Here is an 18,251-nt window from a genome sequence, read left to right on the forward strand (position 1 = left end):
TTATCTAGTTTTGAGGGAATGAAAAAATTAAAATTTCCTCTTGCAAAATATGAAAAAGACATTATAATAAAATAACCTCGAAAAAATAGTCTGGCGGTGATGGCGAGAAGGTCACACCCGTTCCCATACCGAACACGGAAGTTAAGCTTCTCAGCGCCGATGGTAGTTGGGGCGAAAGCCCCTGTGAGAGTAGGACGCTGCCAGGCAATCATAAAGTCAACCTGAAATAAAGGTTGTCTTTTTTTGTGTTTATGAATTTCGTAAGAAATATATTTTCTAAATATTTTAATGTTATTTTGTAAAGATACGTTAATATCGAAGTTACAAATTTCCATTATTTTTCAATATTAATTTGGGGGGTAGACAATACTACATAGAATAGATTTCGGTAAACAATATTAGCTCGTGAACTTTCCTAGAAGTATCATATTCCGTATTTTCATATTAGACAAGAAGGTGTATCGTAGTAGGGAAATTTCATCTTGAGAAAGGAACATCTGATGAATACAAATTTAGAAATGTTAATTCACTTATTTGAGCGGGCCGCATTGCTGTTAATTTGCCTGTTTTTTATGATTCGGATTCCGAGATTTAAGGAGTCCCTGCAAAAGGACCGCCATTCACCTGGAGAGCGGGCGATTTTTACGGTCGTATTTTGTGCTTTCGCCATTTTCGGAACTTATTCAGGGATTAACGTGGAAGGGTCGTTAGTCAATGTTAGGATTATCGCCGTGGTTTCGGGAGGCATTTTATTTGGGCCTTGGGTAGGAATTATTACTGGCATTGTTTCGGGTCTCCACCGCTATCTGATCGACATTGGGGGAATTACTTCCATCCCATGCCTGATAACAAGCGTTATTGCTGGGGTTGTGTCAGGTTATATTAATCGTCGAGTTAAAAGATCACTACGCTGGATATATGGTATTGCAGCAGGTATGCTTTGTGAGGTTTTGACCATGCTGTTAATTCTTTTAATGGCTGAACCATTTTCACTGGGACTGGACATTGTGTCCAAGATTGCCTTTCCAATGATCGCCGGAGAAGTTAATATTGGCTTGATTGTTTTGTTAGTCATGAGTGTGGAACGGGAGAAAGAATCTATAGCGGCCGAGCAGGCAAAGCTGTCATTGGAGATTGCTAACAAAACCCTGCCCTATTTTCGGTCTATCAATACTGAATCTTTAAAGAAGATTTGTACAATTATTAAAGATGATATTAAGGCAGACGCAGTGGCCATTACCGATATCCATAATGTGCTTGCTTATGTAGGCTTTGGAGAAGAAAGGTATGTGATTGGGCAAGAAATTATCAGTGATTTGACGAAAGAAGCTGTTCGCAGCGGAGAAATCATTATACGAAATCAAATTGCGGACCATCATACACCACAAATTCATTCCTTGCTTATTGTCCCATTTCAAGAACATGGCGAAGTGACGGGAACATTAAAAATTTATTATCGGAAAGCCTATAAAATGACGTACTCACTACAGACTATGGCAATTGGCTTGTCACAAATTATCTCTACCTTAATGGAGATTTCACGAATTGAACAAATTCGTGAAGCTGCGAATAAGGCGGAAATGAAGGCGCTCCAAACCAAAATCAATCCGCATTTTTTGTTTAATGCTCTTAATGCAATCGCATCGACCACCCGAAGAAATCCAGATAAGGCCCGTGAACTGATTATCAATTTGTCGGGTTATTTGCGTTACAATTTAGAGGTAAATGATGAACTGATCGATGTAGATAAAGAATTGGAGCAAGTGCGTGATTATGTGGAAATCGAGAAGGCCCGTTTCGGCAGTCGATTAACGGTTGAGTATGACATTGATGACGTGGACATAAAGATTCCAAGTCTGCTAATCCAGCCTTTAGTGGAAAATGCCATTATCCATGGCATCTTAAAACAAAAGGGCCCCGGAATCATCACCCTTTCAGTGAAAGATGTTGGGGATAAAATAAGAGTCAGTGTGAGAGACACTGGTGCCGGAATCAGTGAAGAAGTGATTAGGCAGGTGCAGCAGGATACGGTGCCAGCCAATAAAATTGGTTTGTATAATGTGCATCAGCGTGTAAAACTGATTTATGGTCAGGGGCTATTCATTAAACGGCTAAACCCCGGTACAGAAGTTTCTTTTGAGATTGAAAAGGAGAACGTATGAGAGCCATTATAGTGGAAGATGAAATCCCAGCTCGAGAAGAACTGGAGTATTTAATAGAAGAATATAGTCAAATTAAAATAACGAAGTGTTTCGATGATGGTCTGGATGTATTGAAATATTTGCAAGAGCATGACACCGACGTGATCTTTTTGGATATCAATATACCGTCCCTTGATGGGATGCTGTTAGCCAGTACCATCAGCAAATTTACGAACAAGCCTTATATCGTTTTTACGACTGCCTATAAGGAACATGCCGCACAAGCTTTTGAATTGGAGGCCTTCGATTATATCTTAAAACCGTATGATGAAAAGCGGATTGCCTCCGTGTTACACCGATTGGAGTCAGCTTTTAAACGGGACGCAGCGCCGGCGGCCGTCCCCCCAGTAAAAACTGCGAAACCGAGTCCCAATGCAAAGACCCATTTGCAACCTGCAAAACATATCAATTTGAAAAAAAATGAAAAAATTATTGTAACGGATATTAATGACATTTATTATGCGGAAGCACGTGAGAAGGTGACATTGGTGTATACCCAAAAAGAAGAATACACCATGCAGATGAGCATTTCAGAATTTCATGCCCTTCTGCCAGAAGCCCTTTTTTACCGCTGCCACCGTTCCTATACAGTCAACCTGACGAAAATACGTGAAATTGTTCCATGGTTCAATCAAACCTACATGCTCCGTTTAAAAGATTTAACGGTGGAAATTCCGGTAAGCCGAAGCAAAGTAAAGGGCTTTCGCCAAATTATGCAGCTATAACCGCCATTCATTCCATAAAATAAGCATTTCATTCTGAAAACGATTTCCTTCCTATTTCCAGTGTTAAGATAGTCATGTAAACAGATACATTATTTAAAACGTGATTATTGAGATAGAAGAAAAGAGGAGATCAACATGAGAACAAGCACAGAAAACCGTTGGATGATTGTGCTAGGAACGATCATTGTCCAAATGGGGTTAGGTACGATTTATACATGGAGTTTGTTCAACCAGCCTTTAGTTGACCGGTTTGGCTGGGAATTAAATTCAGTTGCGGTCACTTTTTCGATTACAAGCTTAGCCTTGGCATTGTCTACACTGTTTGCTGGCAAGCTGCAAGATAAATGGGGACTGCGACGCTTAATTGCTGTTGCCGGTATTGTCCTTGGAATCGGTTTAATGATCAGCTCCCAAGTTTCCTCTTTGTGGATGCTGTATATTATGGCAGGTGTGGTGGTCGGTGCAGCTGATGGTACAGCGTACATCACTACACTATCAAATTTAATAAAATGGTTCCCTGAGCGAAAAGGATTGATTTCTGGTATATCAGTTGGAGCATATGGGACAGGCAGTTTGTTATTTAAGTTCGTAAATGGCTCACTAATTCAAACCGTTGGTGTAAACCAAGCTTTCTTTTACTGGGGTGTCATTGTCATGGCCTTAGTGGTCGGCGGTTCCTTCTTGGTAAGAGAAGCAAAACTAAACAACGAGACGCAATCAGCGGATATGAAAATTCAGCGAGATTTTACTGTAAAAGAAATGTTGAAAACAAAGGAAGCGTACTTACTCTTTGGGATTTTCTTTACAGCATGTATGAGTGGATTATTTTTAATCGGAGTAGTAAAAGACATTGGTGTAAAATTAGCCGGGCTTGATGTTGCGACAGCAAGCAACGCGGTAGCCTTAGTGGCCATCTTTAATACATGCGGACGAATTATTCTTGGTGCTTTGTCGGATAAACTTGGTCGGTTACGAGTAGTTTCAGGAGCACTGCTGGTCACTGCTGCAGCGGTCACTGTCTTGAGTTTTGCTGAGCTTCATTATGGGTTGTTCTTTGCTTGTGTGGCTGCAATCGCGTTTTGCTTTGGCGGCAACATTACCATCTTTCCAGCCATTGTAGCCGATTTCTTTGGCTTGAAAAACCAAAGCAAAAACTATGGTATCATTTATCAAGGCTTTGGCATTGGGGCTATTTCCGGTTCCTTTATTTCTTCAGCACTAGGCGGATTTATTCCAACATTTAAACTCATTGCGGTCTTAAGTATTGTTTCTGTATTGATTGCGATGCTGATTAAGGCACCAGGCAATAAGCAGAAAAAATCCAACAAACAAAATCAACAAAGACTTCGCAGCTTGTCACCAGAGACTCGCGCAAGTTAATAGAAAGGGAAAAGGCAGGGCAACCTGCCTTTTTGCTATCAGTAGTAAAAAGGCCAAACGGTATGATTGGCCTAATTCTTGTGTGTAGTTCAATGTGTCCTCCTTTCATTTTCTTACCATATGAAGTGGACTTTAATCCCGATATGCCCCTGCTTCTCGAGAAGTGATGTCACCTTGTCCCGCACTTACATCTTGTTGAATTTCTTGCTTCACTTTCTGAGCATCCGTACCGGCAAATTCCGGTTTCATAATAGAAGCTATATCCGGTTTGGTTTGTGGATTCTTTTGCATATACATCCTCCTTAAATTTAGTAAATAGCTAACTAATTTTTACCTTTCTAGTAAGGATCACTTTCTTTACCCATCCGTTTTGACTTTTCAACGGCTTTATCTGCAGATGCTGAACTGGTATTTCGTTTAGCGTCCATTGTTTTCATGGCTTTGTCTACGCCTTCTCTGACGCGTCTTCCATAATCTTCATCCGCTTTGGTAAAATACTCAATCATCTTATCCTGAATTTCTTTCCTGCACACCTTTAGGTTGTCTACGAGATTGCTGATTAGTTCATCTCTTTCCCAGTCTTCCAAGCTGCGGTAGGTTTCTCCAGCTTGCCCAAAATCATTGGTGCGGTCAATTTTTTCGCGGACCAATTTGCCTTCATAATAAGGCTCATGCACTTTTCCGATTTGCTCGGCTTCCTTCAACCCGTCAATCGTAGAAGGCTCATAATTAATGTGTGGGTTTTGTCCTGGAGCCAGATCAACATGATAAGACATTTGCCCACCGCGCTGATTGGTGGCCACACGCTTTTTCGGTGAATTAATCGGCAGCTGCAAATAGTTCGCTCCTACCCGGTAGCGCTGCGTATCGGAATAGGAGAAGGTTCTTCCCTGGAGCATTTTATCATCGGAAAAATCAAGACCGTCCACCAAAACGCCAGTGCCAAATGCAGCCTGTTCCACCTCGTTAAAGTAGTTTTCCGGGTTTTTATTGAGGACCATTTTTCCGACCTTTAAGAACGGGAACTTGTCTGTTGGCCATAATTTTGTATCATCCAGCGGATCAAAATCCAGCTCAAGATGCTCATCATCACTCATGATCTGGACAGAGAATTCCCACTCAGGGTAGTCGCCGCGTTCAATGGCTTCATACAAATCTTGTGTCGCATGGCTGACATTTTTAGCTTGGATTTCTTCAGCCTCTTTTTGTGTCAAATTCTTAATACCTTGCTTCATCGGTTCAAAGTGGTACTTGACCAGGACAGCTTTTCCTACCTCGTTCACCCATTTGTACGTATTAACGCCCGACCCCTGCATTTGACGGTAATTAGCTGGGATCCCCCAAGGAGAGAATAAAAAGGTGACCATATGGGTTGCTTCCGGTGTGTTAGACAAGAAGTCAAACATGCGTTCTGGATTACTCACATTCGATACCGGATCGGGTTTAAAAGCATGAATCATGTCAGGAAATTTCATCGCATCTCGAATAAAGAAGACTTTTAGGTTGTTCCCAACCAGGTCCCAGTTCCCATCCTCTGTATAGAATTTGACGGCGAACCCTCTTGGGTCACGGGCTGTTTCCGGTGACTCCATGGCACCAGCAACTGTCGAAAATCGGACAAACACAGGTGTCCGCTTTCCAGGTTCCTGAAACAGTTTGGCTCTGGTGTATTTGGAAACAGGTTCATCTCCGGCTTTTCCGTAGGCTTCAAAATAGCCATGAGCCCCGGCCCCACGTGCATGAACCACGCGCTCTGGGACCCGTTCTCGATCAAAATGGGTAATTTTTTCAATAAAATCGTAATTCTCCAGTGTTGACGGACCGCGGTTCCCAACCGTTCTGATATTTTGGTTATCGGTTACCGGGTGGCCTTGACGGTTGGTTAAGGAATCGGTACTTTCACCGGTCCCCAAGTTGTCGTCCTGATTCATTTCTTCCACACTTATTCCTCCAATTTATGTAAAATTCTATCTCATTATTTCCATTGGTTAATTTTTCTATGTAATCCAAGGGAGGAGAAATAATTTGTTGTTAGACAAGTAAAGCAGGATGAAGGAAAAACAAATTTTAAGTCGAACTTTTCAATTTATGACCATTTTGTTTTATGATGGAGGTTTTAGATGACCCAATTCGCAGTCAATCTCTCAACGATTTTTCAAGAAGTTACGTTTTTGGAACGGTTTAAAAAAGCACGTAATTGTGGATTTTCTTATGTGGAGTGTCAATTTCCGTATGCTTATTCTATAGAAGAGATTAATCAGGTACTAACACAGCAGAAATTGAAAATGGTGTTATTGAACTTGCCGCCAGGAAATTGGGAGAAAGGGGACCGTGGAATCGCTATCGACCCGAACAGAATAGAGGAATTTAGATGTTCTGTGAAGGATGGCATCCGATATGCATTAGGGTTAAACGTGCCTCATATTCACTGCATGGCAGGCATCCTTTCTGAAACGGACCCTTTAATTGCAAGAGACGTCTATCTAGAGAACCTATATTATGCTGGAACGGAACTGGCTAAACATGGATTGATACTTATGATTGAACCAATCAATCCATACGATATGCCTGGATATTTTTTAAATGATATTGGATTCGCAAGCGATATAATCCAAGCGGTCAATTTGCCAAATATCATGCTTCAGTTTGATTTTTATCATATTCAACAAATTCAAGGGAGTCCGCTTGTCATCTATCAACAATACGCTGATATGATTGGCCATATACAAATTGCAGATGTTCCTGGTAGACATCAGCCTGGTACAGGGGAGATGGATTATCAAAAAATATTTGCCTATTTGAATAATACCTATCATGGCTACATCGGACTTGAATACATCCCCGACGGAAGAAGTGAGAATAGTTTCGAATGGCTGCCGCGGGTGGGGGAAGGAGACAAAATAAAGTGAATATTGGATTTATTGGAACGGGTGTAATGGGTTCAAGAATGGTTCAACGGCTTCTTCAGCATGGCTATCATGTTCGAGTCTATAATCGCAGCACGGAGAAAGTAAAGCCGTTAATGAAGCAGGGAGCCATACCGGAAGAATCGATTTCATCGCTTGCCCAAAATAGTGACATCATTTGTACATGTCTATCGATGCCAGAGGATGTATTAGAAGTATATCTAGGGAAGTCGGGCATCCTTGAAAAAGCCAATATGGGCACCGTTTGTATCGATTTAACAACAGCAGGCCCAGAAACAAGCAACACGATATATGAGCAAGCATTAAAAAAGGGGATTGATTATCTCGATGCTCCGGTAAGTGGAGGTCCTGAAGGAGCGGAAAATGGGTCATTAACGATTATGGTTGGGGGAGAAAAGCTGACGTTTGAAAAAATAAATCCTATCCTAAACGTCTTAGGAGAAACGATTGAATATCTTGGCTCCTCGGGTTCTGGCAGTATCGCCAAACTCATTAATCAATATTTGGTCGATGCCCATTCACTAGCCGCAACGGAAGCGATGGTGGCCGGTGCAGCATTTGGTCTCGATTCCGAACAATTATTTGAGATATTAAAAGTAAGCTATGGGGACAGCCGGATATTAAGAAGGCATATGGAGCAATACGTATTTGACCGTCAATTTGAACCGGGCGGTGCCGTGAAATATGTCTCTAAAGATGTACGATTGGCCAACCAACTTTTTCAAGCAGCGGGAATGAAGCGATTTAGCGGGCAATTGGCGGAAGAAGCGTTTCGCCATGCCGAAACTATCGGCCTTGGAGCCTTGGATATGTCTGCCGTCATCCAGCCTTTGGAACAGCAATGCGGAGTTATTGTGAAAAAACGAGATTAGTTGAAAAGGAGACTATTCATGATTACAAAAAAAATACTAAAACTAAATGGCCAAAAAATATTCTATCTTGATGAAGGTCCCGAAGATGCTCCGCTGGTGCTATTGATTCATGGTGTACCAGAATCCAGTATGCTGTGGAAGCATGTCATTCCGGAAATTAGCGCATTGGGTTTTCGGGTCATTGCGCCTGATCTTCCGGGATTCGGAGATAGTGACCGATTTACAGATGAATCGAATTGGAGAAACTACGTTGCATTCATCAATCATTTCATGAATGCCTTAGGATTGGATAAAATCCATCTCGTTGTCCATGATTGGGGCGGTATGATTGGGTTGAGATGGGCTTGTGTTCATCATGAACAAGTTGAAAGCCTGATTATTAGTGATACATTGCTGATGCCTGGATACTCTTGGCATCCTCTTGCAAAAAAATGGAGAACGCCAGGCCTGGGCGAGAAGGTTGTAGAGGCTATGGCCAATAAGGAAGCTTGGATGGCGGGGATGAAACAGGAGATACCGTCAGTAGAAGAACACATTTTGGAGGACTTTTTTAAGGTCTTTGAAATGGCGGATAAAAGGAATGTGATTTTGGATTTGTACCGTTCATCTAATTCTCAGCTAGTGGAGCCTTATCAGAAGCTTTGTGAAATAAAAAGTCCAGTCACAATCCTGTGGGGAGAAAATGATCCTTACATTTCAAAAGATTTTGCCTATAAGATGCAAGACCTGCAATTCCCACATGCAACCGTCCACATTTTGCCGAATACAGGACATTTTATTTATGTTGAAGCGCCGGAAAAAGTAATCCCGCTTGTAAAAGGACACTTTGAATTGCTCTAAAGAAAGTTATTAACCAAAAAACATAAAAGCAGATCTTTTAATCAAATAGTCTATAATTCCTAATTCTTTATTATTATAATATTTATATAATTATGTCATACCTGAAATCTAATACTGATTTTCAGTAACTAGGCTAGAGGGAAATAAAGGGGTGCATCTAGTGTATACATGTCCAGATTGTAACAGTGAATTAGATGAGTTTAAAGGAAAACTAATATGCAGCAATGATGATTGTAATTTTAGCATTTTAAAATCAAACTATGTACCTAGCAATACGAAATGGAACAAGCGAATGACCAGCGGTAATAGGTATTGGTATAAGGAGGCCTTTGAAAACTATCCTTCCATTATTGCCCATGAATATTGGCGGCTTTTTGATATGATTGACCAAGGTCAAACATTTGGAGCGCTGCTTCAATTGAAAGACGTTTTTGAGGTTATGATTAAGTTGCCGACTTTAGTTTCCGTAAGTCATATTTATCATAAAAAAAATCGAAGTGATGTAGAAAATAAAATCATCTTAAACTTAGTAGAGAAGCACCTTTCGTTAGGAGATTGGAAGCGAATTGCCCAAACCATTGTTCAACGTGTACAGACAGAGGGTCCAATCTTTCAAATACTAAACAACATTATTTCTATTTATGAAGATATTCCTGCATGGAGAAATAAACAAATTGGTCACGGTGCCCTAACCTATGATGAAGAAGTCCTACAAAATGACATTGAGAATAAGTTATTATCCATTCGCGCCTACCTGATAGAAAACGAACACTTCTATCAACAATTTTCATTATTTTTGCAAGATGAAAATAAGGAAAAAAAGAAGTTAATAGGGAAAACGAATGCACGTGGACTAACTGAAAAGTTTACCAATGTGTACATAGAATATGAAGGCAACCATCAAACGTTATATCCATACATATTTGTAGAGGATGGAAAAATCTTTTTCTTTGACTCATTTAGTAAATATGACTTCCGTACATCTCTGCTTAACTATCCAGAAGGAGTTAAACGGACGAATCTTAAAAACATAAATGACCTAATGAAAACGGTGTATACTTCCTTTAACCAATCTCATCAGGTAGGTCAGCTGACAGAACATTCATTTGAAGAAGACTCTTATTCCCTTATTGAAGAAAAAGTGACACAGAAAATGCAGGAAGTAGACGACTTCGAGCGGCCAACCTATTTGGAGAATTGGCTGACAACTAATATACAAAAACGAAATAAGGGCGTTTTTCTGCTGCAGATGGAGAGAGGGACTGGGAAAACAACCTTTTCCCGTGCACTGGATGAACTTTCCTTAGGGAAGATTAAAATAGCCAATACTTCGGTTCGATGCCATTATATAAACGATAGTTATTCATATAAGTTAAAAAATTTTTTTACTAATCTAATAGATCAATTGAGAATGGACAAAAAAGGAAACACTGTCATTTCATCTATCCATCAAATCAGTGAAACTGCCGATAACAAGAAGAAAGAGTTCGCCAATCTGTTAAACCTCTACCATAAGGAACATCAGAAATTTTTTGGCAAGGATAAGTTAATGCTGGTTATTGATGGACTAGATGAGATCCCAGCAAAATCCAAGCTATCCATTTACGATTTTATCCCTAGTGCAGATATGCTGGATGAAAATGTATTTCTGCTGCTTACCTCCAGGACGAATGATGAAATATCGGAATATAGCCGAAATCGTATCCGTTTTTTAAAGGTTAGTGATAAGAAAGTATCCACAAAAAATGAGCAGGAGCATGTCGATATGCTCAATAATTATGTTAGGAAATACATCTTCCAAACAAACGATTTATCAAAAGAGCAGGAAAAATTAAAGGACTGGCTGCTTGACCATGCTGATTTTCGTTTTATTTATCTAAAACTATTAAAAGAAATATATAAAATAAAGCCACAAGACGAAATTATGAAACTGCCAAAAGGAAAGGAACTTTTTGATTACTATTTCAATTCGTTGGAATCGTTATATGGGGAGAAGTTTTTTAAAAACATTATGCAATTATTATCCATTATTGCAACTAGCTATGAACCATTAACATACCGTGAAATTTCTAGCTTAATGGGAGAAGACAAGGCAACCTTTAAACTACTAGCCTATTTAATTGACATTCGTGGATTTATAAAAATAGAGCGGAGTTATCGAGGAAATTTAATCACAATCTCTCACATAAATTGGAAAAAGATTATTATCCAGAGGTTCGGATCGGCTATCAAACAGCTTGTAGAATCTTGGGCAGAGGAGCAGTATATATCTGAAGAATTATTGGAAACGATTGATTGGTCAAGAGCTGAAAATGATGGCTTAACTTATTTCATTACCTATTTACATGATTACATCATAGAGTATTGTCCAGAGAAGTACAGTGAAGCCAAAGTCAGTGCTTATTATTTTAATGCACTAAGGAATCCAACTTTATATAAGAATCAGACCATTTATCTTTTGTTCCGACGTTACGTCATACAGACAAAATATATCTTAACCATTGAAAAATATGAGTATCTGGTTAACTTTGCAGAGGGTTTAGCAGAAGTATTAGCCCAGCGTGGAAATACGTTACATGAGTTAAAAGTGTATGATGAAGCCCAGCATGACTTTACAGAAGCCATTCAAATATTGAAAAAATTAATCTCAGAAAAGAAATTAGATAAAGCACTGGAGCTTGGAAATGTATTAAACGATCGAGGAACGGTGCTAAATCTAATGGGTCAAACAGAACAAGCATTGGACGATTATAACGAAGCTATCTTTATCTTTCAAAATAAAATGAAAAATGGGGATCAAATGGACAAAGAAGACTTGTCTATGGCCTTAATGAACCGAGGGACCATTTATCTTAAGAAGAAACGGAATAAGGATGCGCTTGCGGACTTAAATGAAGCCATTGCTATTCATAGTGAAATGAAGGAAAACGAAGGATCTGAAGATCATTTTATTGCAGTTGCACTGATGAATCGCGGTGCTATTTTAACAGAACTGCAGCAGAATGAAAAAGCTTTGGAAGACTTTAATCGGGCTGTTAGGATCAATGAAAAATTATTAGAATTCGGTAAGTTGAAGGATATAGGCTACTTTGCCACACTGCTAACCAATCGAGGAGCTGTTTTAGAGACAATGAACAAAAATGAGGAAGCCTTAGCCAGTTATGACGAATCCATTGAAGAATTCAAAAGGGCAGAGGAAGAAGGAAAACCTTTTGATCGAAGTATCTTCGCCATCGCTTTAGGAAATCGAGGCAATTTATTACGAGAGTCTGGCAAGATGGAAGATGCCATCCAGCAATACACAGAGGCAATAGCGATCTTGACAAAGTTGGTAGAAAATGGATTATTGTACAATGAGAAAAACCTTTCGGATATTTTCGTTAGTCGAGGAAACGCATGGAACCATATGAATTCTTTTGAGGAAGCTTATATAGATTATACGGAAGCCATTAACATACTGAAACGGCTATCTAACGAAGGGAATTTGGAAGAAAAGATTGAATTAGCAGATGTTCTCTTGAGTCGAGGCTTTACTCATTTGCAGTTGAACCAAAATGAAAAAGCGCTAAGTGATTATAATGAATGCATAACAATCATGAAAAAACTATCAAACAAAGGAGTATTGGCAGATAAAAATAAATTGGCAAAGGCCTTGCAAAATCGAGGTGCCGTCTATTTTCAGTTAATAAAAGTGGATAAAGCGCTTATTGACTTTTCAAAAGGACTGGAAATTCGCAGGGAATTGTATGAGCAAGGAAAGTTAAAGGAATTAAGCGATTTGGCAGAAATTCTGTTGAATCGAGGGGCTGCTTATCATGATTCTGGACAGTATGAAAAAGCAATTAGTGACTATACAGAATCCATAAAAATATGGAGGACCATCATTAGTGAAAAGGGTGCAGCACCTGCCGCAAATCTTGGTGCGGCGTTATTCAATCGTATGCTTTTATACAAGGAGCAAGAATTAACGTCGGAAGCATTGATTGATTGTAATGATTATATTGAGTTTCAACGCATGCTGTTGAAATGTGGTGCACCAAACAATGTCAATCAGTTGCTTACAGTTATTCGTGAACGTGGTGAAATTATACAGAAACATCACTTTTCGGATGAAAATGTAATCGATCATACTATGGCCATTGATTTAATTACAGAACTTATTGGGTCTATTGATTTTAATGATTATCCCGAATCCGATAAAATAAATTTATTTATGGTGCGGGCAAATATGTTTTATGAAATGATGCTATTTGAAGAAGCTATCGAAGATTATGATACATCCATTAATCTAGTTAAACGTAAGGCTAGTAAGGGGATGTCGAATAGCGATTATGTCTCTGCCGTCATGTTGAATAACCGAGGACAATCAAAATTCCAGCTGAATCAAGTAATGGAGGGGGTTTCTGATTTAGACGAAGCCATAATGTTACTTAAGAAGCTATCTAGTCAGGGAAATGAACAAGCCAAGCAGCTTCTTTCAACTGTCATAGAAACGCGGGAAAGTATGATGGCAGGACTCGAACTAAAATAGATTTTAGATTAATAAATAATAATGCTCAATCCTCCTATTATATGATAGGGGGATATGTTTTATTCCTTATCTCTTTATTTTGTACTATAATAAACATTAATTTAATACTATTTTAGGAGGATTGAACGTTGGATCAGATCAGTCTAATTCCCCATTACATCTTCCATTCCCATATTTCTCTTAAAAAGAAAACCAATTCTTTTTTTCAATATGAGCAGGATGAAGTAGAGCTCCAATCCAGTGAACTTAGAGAAATTCTATCGTCGTTAGAGACCATAGATAAAGAGGTATATTGCTGGTTTACCATTGATAACCAAGTTACAGTAAGGCAGAGGATGGTGATAGAAAGCCATTTGGAGAAGGTGCTTGAAGAGCGTATGACAAATGGTTGGGACGTCCAAGTCTTGCTACTGCCCATTGGGCAATCTTTCTCATTGGAGAACTGCTTAATTCAAATTGAAATTCTTTTAATGTCGTTAAAAAAGCGTTATCCCACAGAATACATAGGCCAGATTGTCGGTGCCAAAACCAATCTTGTCTCACAGGCATTCCTTATAGAATGCTTGCGACAGTTTCCACAACGATACATAAGTTTATATTGGGATGGAAGCAAGACCGCATCTGTTTATCATCCAGGAAAGGTTAACCCCAAATCATGGTACCGGTTATTTCGGGAATTTATCCAAGACTATGATTATCAGGGAGCCTTAGAACTACTATCAGATATTAACATTTCATCCAACAATCTGAAGGCGATTGAGGCTATTCTCCGTTCCCAATTAAAACGGATGAATTTTGCATTTGAAGAGGCAGAGCAATTTTTAACAGAGGCTATGAATTTATTAGGCTCAACCCGGTCTCTATCTGAAACCAAAACTATATTTTCAAAGCTTTTAAGTAATGACCGAGAAATCAAAGAGTTAGAACGTATTGCAGAATTATTTAGGCAAATCGAAGTCTATGTACAGATAGATGATCTTCCATCTTTCCTTATTCGGCTTTACAGGGCGAGAGAGGCTGTTTTATTTTATCTTCTTCAATTTGGCCAAACAAATGGAAACACCCATTATCCGATGGAACAAAAATCATCCATTTATCAAGTATTTGAAGTATTAGAAGACCTTTACGATAACTTTGAAATTGACGGGTATTTTGGGGCCTACTTTTTTCTAAAAAGCAATAATGTAGCGGGTATTCTAGATTCACGAAACAAAAGCTTTATTGGCCATTCGAGAAAACCGATTTATCCAAAAGAACTCTGGAATGCTTTTGCGGGAAATGCTAATCGCACCCTTGCCAAAACCAAAAGGCGATTTCTCATGGATGTTGACTTAATGCTTAGAGATTTAGGTATAAAGGCCGATGAAAATTTTACATCTCTTAATCTTCTCATATTGCAGCTAGCAGAGGACATCAAGAAGGAGGATGGTTACGCTGAAGGTAAAACTAATCATTCTATGGTCTAACGACTTTTTGTCAAAAATAAAAGAGGCTGAAAGGAAAGTTCTTTCCTACTCCAAAAAATTACAAGAAGTATGCATTATTTGCTCTAATAAGCAAGAAGAATCGCTTTGTCATAGCTTTGTTTCAAATCACATAGCGGTAAGAACTGTTTTGGTTAACAATGAGCAACCTGTATACAGACAATCTGACCAGTTAAAAGTATTCTTACATTCTTATATTGATGAAAACGATGAAATCTTTATTTTGTTGCAAAAAGAGTCTGCTCCAATCGGCCATTTGTTAACCCAGATAGGCGCTGCTGAATATCATGAACAAGTCTATTTCCTAACAGAGGACGATAGAAGGGCTTCCAGACTATCTTTCACAACGGCAGAAGAAACGAATTTCGATCTCATTCAACATGTCAGCGAATTGATTTATTCAGGGAATTACCAGTCCGCTTCCGTGCTGTTAAATGAAAGGTTAGCAGCAAAACATGCCGAAGTGAATGATTTGCTCCATTTTGGGAATAAATTATTTCTATTAGACTTCGAAAATGAGTATGTACCGGGTAAACAGAATCCATTAAACCTGCTGGCAGATACACTGACTTCTACTGATATTTCGGATAATGAGGAAGTAAACTATCTAATTAGCTTACTACCCATACAGGATCAAGAGCAGCGTCCATTTATCGCGTTATTGCACAACTATGCTGAATTTCTTTATGAACAGGACGATGTTATTGACTTTATTGTCCTTTACTATCGTTTGGTGGAAGAGACTTTGTTATTCGCTCTTGGTTGGGACCATGATAAGAGAGGCCAATTTGTCTATCGGGAAGATTCTAATTACAAATTGGTGTTACCTAAATGGCGGTTAACCAAGCATTACCATCGTTATAATCAGGCACTTCAGGAATATATTCGAATGTTAGAAGAGAAAAAACAAGTTCGCATCCAAGCTGGCCACCAGGTAGGATGCGAAAAACTTTCAGACGAGGAAGCCTATTTTGTTCATCTTTATCTGGCGTTGAGGGAAAAAGGGATTGTCAAATGCATTGAGTTTCGCCATGAGGGAATAAGCGGGCATGGCTTTGCAGACTTGAGCAAAAAGGAATTAGAAATCCTTTGCGGCGGCAAGACTCCCCTTGAAATCCTCAATCCATTATTAGAGAGATTGGGCTTAAAGCCAGAGTATTCGATATTTAATTTGTTAAATAAAGGTGTATTGGCATTGCTGCAGGAGAAAGTACTCGAATCAAGAACCTAATGATTAAAATTCCTCCGGAAGATAGCCGGGGGTTTTTCTTTTTAGCTGATAAGAGGAATACTCGTTAAACCAAAGAGTTGCGGCAACTTTAGCACTGTATTATTAGGTATTTATGCTCAAAAGTGGAAATATAAGGTAAATATATTCTGATTTTTCTGTCTCCTTGGTAGAATAGAGTTGAAACTATTTTTACCATAGGAGGGAAAAGATGAAAAGGATTGGGAAGTCTTGGATTGCCGCATTATTTAGTATCCTGCTGATAGTGGGGACACTGCCGTTCAGCGCACTGGCGAAAGGGAATGATTATGACTATAGCCAGTACAGTGAGGTCGATGTAGGGAAGGACGGAATGGTGGCAACAGCCCATCCATTTGCCTCTGAAGTTGGCGCCGAAGTACTAAGAAAAGGCGGGAATGCCATTGATGCAGCTGTGGCGATTCAATTCGCCCTGAATGTAGTTGAACCGATGATGTCTGGTATTGGCGGCGGCGGCTTTATGATGGTGTACGATGGGAAGACAAAGAAAACCACCATTATCAACAGCCGAGAGCGTGCCCCGCAGGGAGCTGCACCAGATATGTTTTTAGATCATAACGGAAACGCCATCCCATTCTCCATCCGCTCAACCGGTGGTACAGCTGTTGGTGTGCCAGGAACCTTAAAGGGTTTAGAAACGGCATTAGAAAAATGGGGAACCCGCCCATTGGCCCAATTGATTGAACCAGCTATAAAGCTGGCCGATAAAGGCTTCCCCATCAACTCGGTCCTAGCTGAAGCGATAGCGGATAATAAGGAAAAACTATCAAGGACAGCAGCAGGAAAAGTTTTCCTGCCTAATGGTCAACCATTGCAAGAGGGAGATACACTAGTTCAGAAGGATTTGGCGAAAACCTTTAAACTTATTCGTTCAAAAGGATCGGATGCATTATATAACGGTCCAATTGCCGAGGCACTTGCCAGCACCGTGCAGCAGTTTGGTGGTTCGATGGTACCAGAGGATTTACACAAGTATAATATAACCGTTGATGAGCCGATTTGGGGTGACTACAAAGGCTACCAGATTGCTAGTATGCCACCTCCAAGCTCCGGTGGGGTATTTCTTTTACAAATGCTGAAGATTCTGGATGGATTTAAGCTTTCCCAATACGATATAAAGTCATGGGAAAAATACCATCTGTTATCCGAAACTATGCACCTCGCATATGCAGACCGTGCAGCATATGCAGGAGATCCTGAGTTTGTGAATGTGCCGCTCACCGGCTTATTGCATCCGGATTATATTCAAGAGCGTCAGAAGTTAATCAGCCTTAATACGGTGAACCTAAAGCCACAAGCAGGTGACCCATGGAAGTACGAATCTAACATGGCAAATTATCAGCAAACAGCTCAGCCGAGTGATCGGAAAAATGGAGAAACCACTCATTTCACGGTTGCCGATCGATGGGGAAATGTTGTTTCCTATACCACAACGATTGAGCAAGTATTTGGCACTGGAATCATGGTTCCTGGGTACGGTTTTATGTTAAATAATGAATTAACCGACTTTGATGCTGTTCCTGGTGGGGCAAATGAAGTCCAACCCAATAAACGTCCATTAAGCAGTATGACACCAACCATTGTATTCAAGGATGGCCAGCCTGTTCTGACAGTTGGTTCACCAGGTGGTGCGACAATCATCACCTCTGTCCTGCAAACAATTTTGAACACCTTTGAATATGGTATGGAGCTAAAGGCTGCGGTAGAAGAACCAAGAATTTATACCAATAACATAAATTCTTATCAGTATGAGTCCGGCATTCCAGCAGGAGTAATTAGTCAACTTAATGGTATGGGTCATAAATTCGGTCCCAATCCGTCAACCATTGGTAATGTTCAGAGCATCTTAATTGACCGGCAAAATGGCAGCTTTAAAGGAGTAGCCGATTCCAGCCGCCACGGAGCGGCAATAGGCATCAATTTACCAGGGAATCGAAAATAATTCAACAAGAAATACCCTGAAATAAATGCAGAAGGCAATTTTCAATAAGAAACGAATAGATTAAATGTAATTTATAGTCGAC

The 18,251-nt window shown here is 39.7% G+C and carries 12 protein-coding genes and 1 rRNA gene; 11 read left to right on the plus strand and 2 right to left on the minus strand.

The genetic code is table 11. The annotated features are described in order from the left end of the window. Nucleotides 1-89: 89 nt before the first annotated feature. The 4 genes from rrf to BN2425_RS01405 all read left to right on the plus strand — a co-directional run bounded on the left by rrf (nucleotide 90) and on the right by BN2425_RS01405 (nucleotide 4,306). Nucleotides 90-206: ribosomal RNA gene (rrf, locus tag BN2425_RS01390) — 5S ribosomal RNA — on the plus strand. A gap of 294 nt (nucleotides 207-500) precedes the next feature. Next, nucleotides 501-2,162 (plus strand): sensor histidine kinase, encoded by a 1,662-nt coding sequence (locus tag BN2425_RS01395; RefSeq protein ID WP_081797981.1) that lies wholly within the window; start codon nucleotides 501-503, stop codon nucleotides 2,160-2,162. Continuing rightward, complete coding sequence (locus BN2425_RS01400; protein WP_042454293.1) at nucleotides 2,159-2,926, plus strand: LytR/AlgR family response regulator transcription factor; 768 nt, start codon at nucleotides 2,159-2,161, stop codon at nucleotides 2,924-2,926. The genes BN2425_RS01395 and BN2425_RS01400 overlap by 4 nt, the downstream gene beginning before the upstream one ends. 135 nt (nucleotides 2,927-3,061) lie before the next feature. Further along, a complete protein-coding gene (locus tag BN2425_RS01405; RefSeq protein WP_042454295.1) occupies nucleotides 3,062-4,306 on the plus strand; it encodes an L-lactate MFS transporter in 1,245 nt (414 codons plus the stop codon). A 132-nt stretch (nucleotides 4,307-4,438) separates the two neighbouring features. Here BN2425_RS01405 and BN2425_RS22675 read toward each other — a convergent pair whose 3' ends face one another. Together BN2425_RS22675 and BN2425_RS01410 are read right to left on the minus strand one after the other, a co-directional pair. Then, a complete protein-coding gene (locus tag BN2425_RS22675; protein WP_195891883.1) occupies nucleotides 4,439-4,597 on the minus strand; it encodes a hypothetical protein in 159 nt (52 codons plus the stop codon). Nucleotides 4,598-4,644: 47 nt separating this feature from the next. Next, the gene (locus tag BN2425_RS01410) at nucleotides 4,645-6,237 is read right to left on the minus strand and encodes a catalase (RefSeq protein WP_042454356.1); all 1,593 of its coding nucleotides are present in this window, start codon (nucleotides 6,235-6,237) and stop codon (nucleotides 4,645-4,647) included. 189 nt (nucleotides 6,238-6,426) lie between these two features. On the opposite strand from BN2425_RS01410, the gene BN2425_RS01415 reads away from it, so the two are divergent. From BN2425_RS01415 to ggt, 7 genes are all read left to right on the plus strand, one after another. Beyond that, nucleotides 6,427-7,215, plus strand: coding sequence for a hydroxypyruvate isomerase family protein (locus tag BN2425_RS01415; RefSeq protein ID WP_042454297.1), 789 nt, complete (start codon nucleotides 6,427-6,429; stop codon nucleotides 7,213-7,215). After that, nucleotides 7,212-8,105: an NAD(P)-dependent oxidoreductase gene (locus tag BN2425_RS01420; RefSeq protein WP_042454299.1), complete on the plus strand. Its 894-nt coding sequence runs from the start codon at nucleotides 7,212-7,214 to the stop codon at nucleotides 8,103-8,105. Before BN2425_RS01415 ends, BN2425_RS01420 begins: the two co-directional genes overlap by 4 nt. A gap of 18 nt (nucleotides 8,106-8,123) precedes the next feature. Continuing rightward, nucleotides 8,124-8,945, plus strand: coding sequence for an alpha/beta fold hydrolase (locus BN2425_RS01425; RefSeq protein WP_042454301.1), 822 nt, complete (start codon nucleotides 8,124-8,126; stop codon nucleotides 8,943-8,945). Nucleotides 8,946-9,105: 160 nt separating this feature from the next. Then, entirely contained in the window at nucleotides 9,106-13,476 is a 4,371-nt protein-coding gene (locus tag BN2425_RS01430) for a tetratricopeptide repeat protein (protein WP_042454303.1), read from the plus strand. 128 nt (nucleotides 13,477-13,604) lie between these two features. Then, a complete protein-coding gene (locus BN2425_RS01435) occupies nucleotides 13,605-14,942 on the plus strand; it encodes a hypothetical protein (protein WP_042454305.1) in 1,338 nt (445 codons plus the stop codon). Continuing rightward, complete coding sequence (locus BN2425_RS01440; protein WP_042454307.1) at nucleotides 14,902-16,191, plus strand: hypothetical protein; 1,290 nt, start codon at nucleotides 14,902-14,904, stop codon at nucleotides 16,189-16,191. Before BN2425_RS01435 ends, BN2425_RS01440 begins: the two co-directional genes overlap by 41 nt. A gap of 208 nt (nucleotides 16,192-16,399) precedes the next feature. Further along, complete coding sequence (gene ggt, locus BN2425_RS01445) at nucleotides 16,400-18,169, plus strand: gamma-glutamyltransferase (protein ID WP_042454309.1); 1,770 nt, start codon at nucleotides 16,400-16,402, stop codon at nucleotides 18,167-18,169. Nucleotides 18,170-18,251: the final 82 nt, after the last annotated feature.

The organism is Neobacillus dielmonensis (assembly GCF_000612665.1).
Classification (GTDB): domain Bacteria; phylum Bacillota; class Bacilli; order Bacillales; family Cytobacillaceae; genus Neobacillus; species Neobacillus dielmonensis.

Excerpts from the sequence above, each read along its gene's own strand:
- BN2425_RS01395 (WP_081797981.1), top strand. The coding sequence starts at position 501 with ATGAATACAAATTTAGAAATGTTAATTCACTTATTTGAGCGGGCCGCA.
- BN2425_RS01400 (WP_042454293.1), top strand. The coding sequence starts at position 2,159 with ATGAGAGCCATTATAGTGGAAGATGAAATCCCAGCTCGAGAAGAACTG.
- BN2425_RS01405 (WP_042454295.1), top strand. The coding sequence starts at position 3,062 with ATGAGAACAAGCACAGAAAACCGTTGGATGATTGTGCTAGGAACGATC.
- BN2425_RS22675 (WP_195891883.1), bottom strand. The coding sequence starts at position 4,597 with ATGCAAAAGAATCCACAAACCAAACCGGATATAGCTTCTATTATGAAA.
- BN2425_RS01410 (WP_042454356.1), bottom strand. The coding sequence starts at position 6,237 with ATGAATCAGGACGACAACTTGGGGACCGGTGAAAGTACCGATTCCTTA.
- BN2425_RS01415 (WP_042454297.1), top strand. The coding sequence starts at position 6,427 with ATGACCCAATTCGCAGTCAATCTCTCAACGATTTTTCAAGAAGTTACG.
- BN2425_RS01425 (WP_042454301.1), top strand. The coding sequence starts at position 8,124 with ATGATTACAAAAAAAATACTAAAACTAAATGGCCAAAAAATATTCTAT.
- BN2425_RS01440 (WP_042454307.1), top strand. The coding sequence starts at position 14,902 with ATGGTTACGCTGAAGGTAAAACTAATCATTCTATGGTCTAACGACTTT.
- ggt (WP_042454309.1), top strand. The coding sequence starts at position 16,400 with ATGAAAAGGATTGGGAAGTCTTGGATTGCCGCATTATTTAGTATCCTG.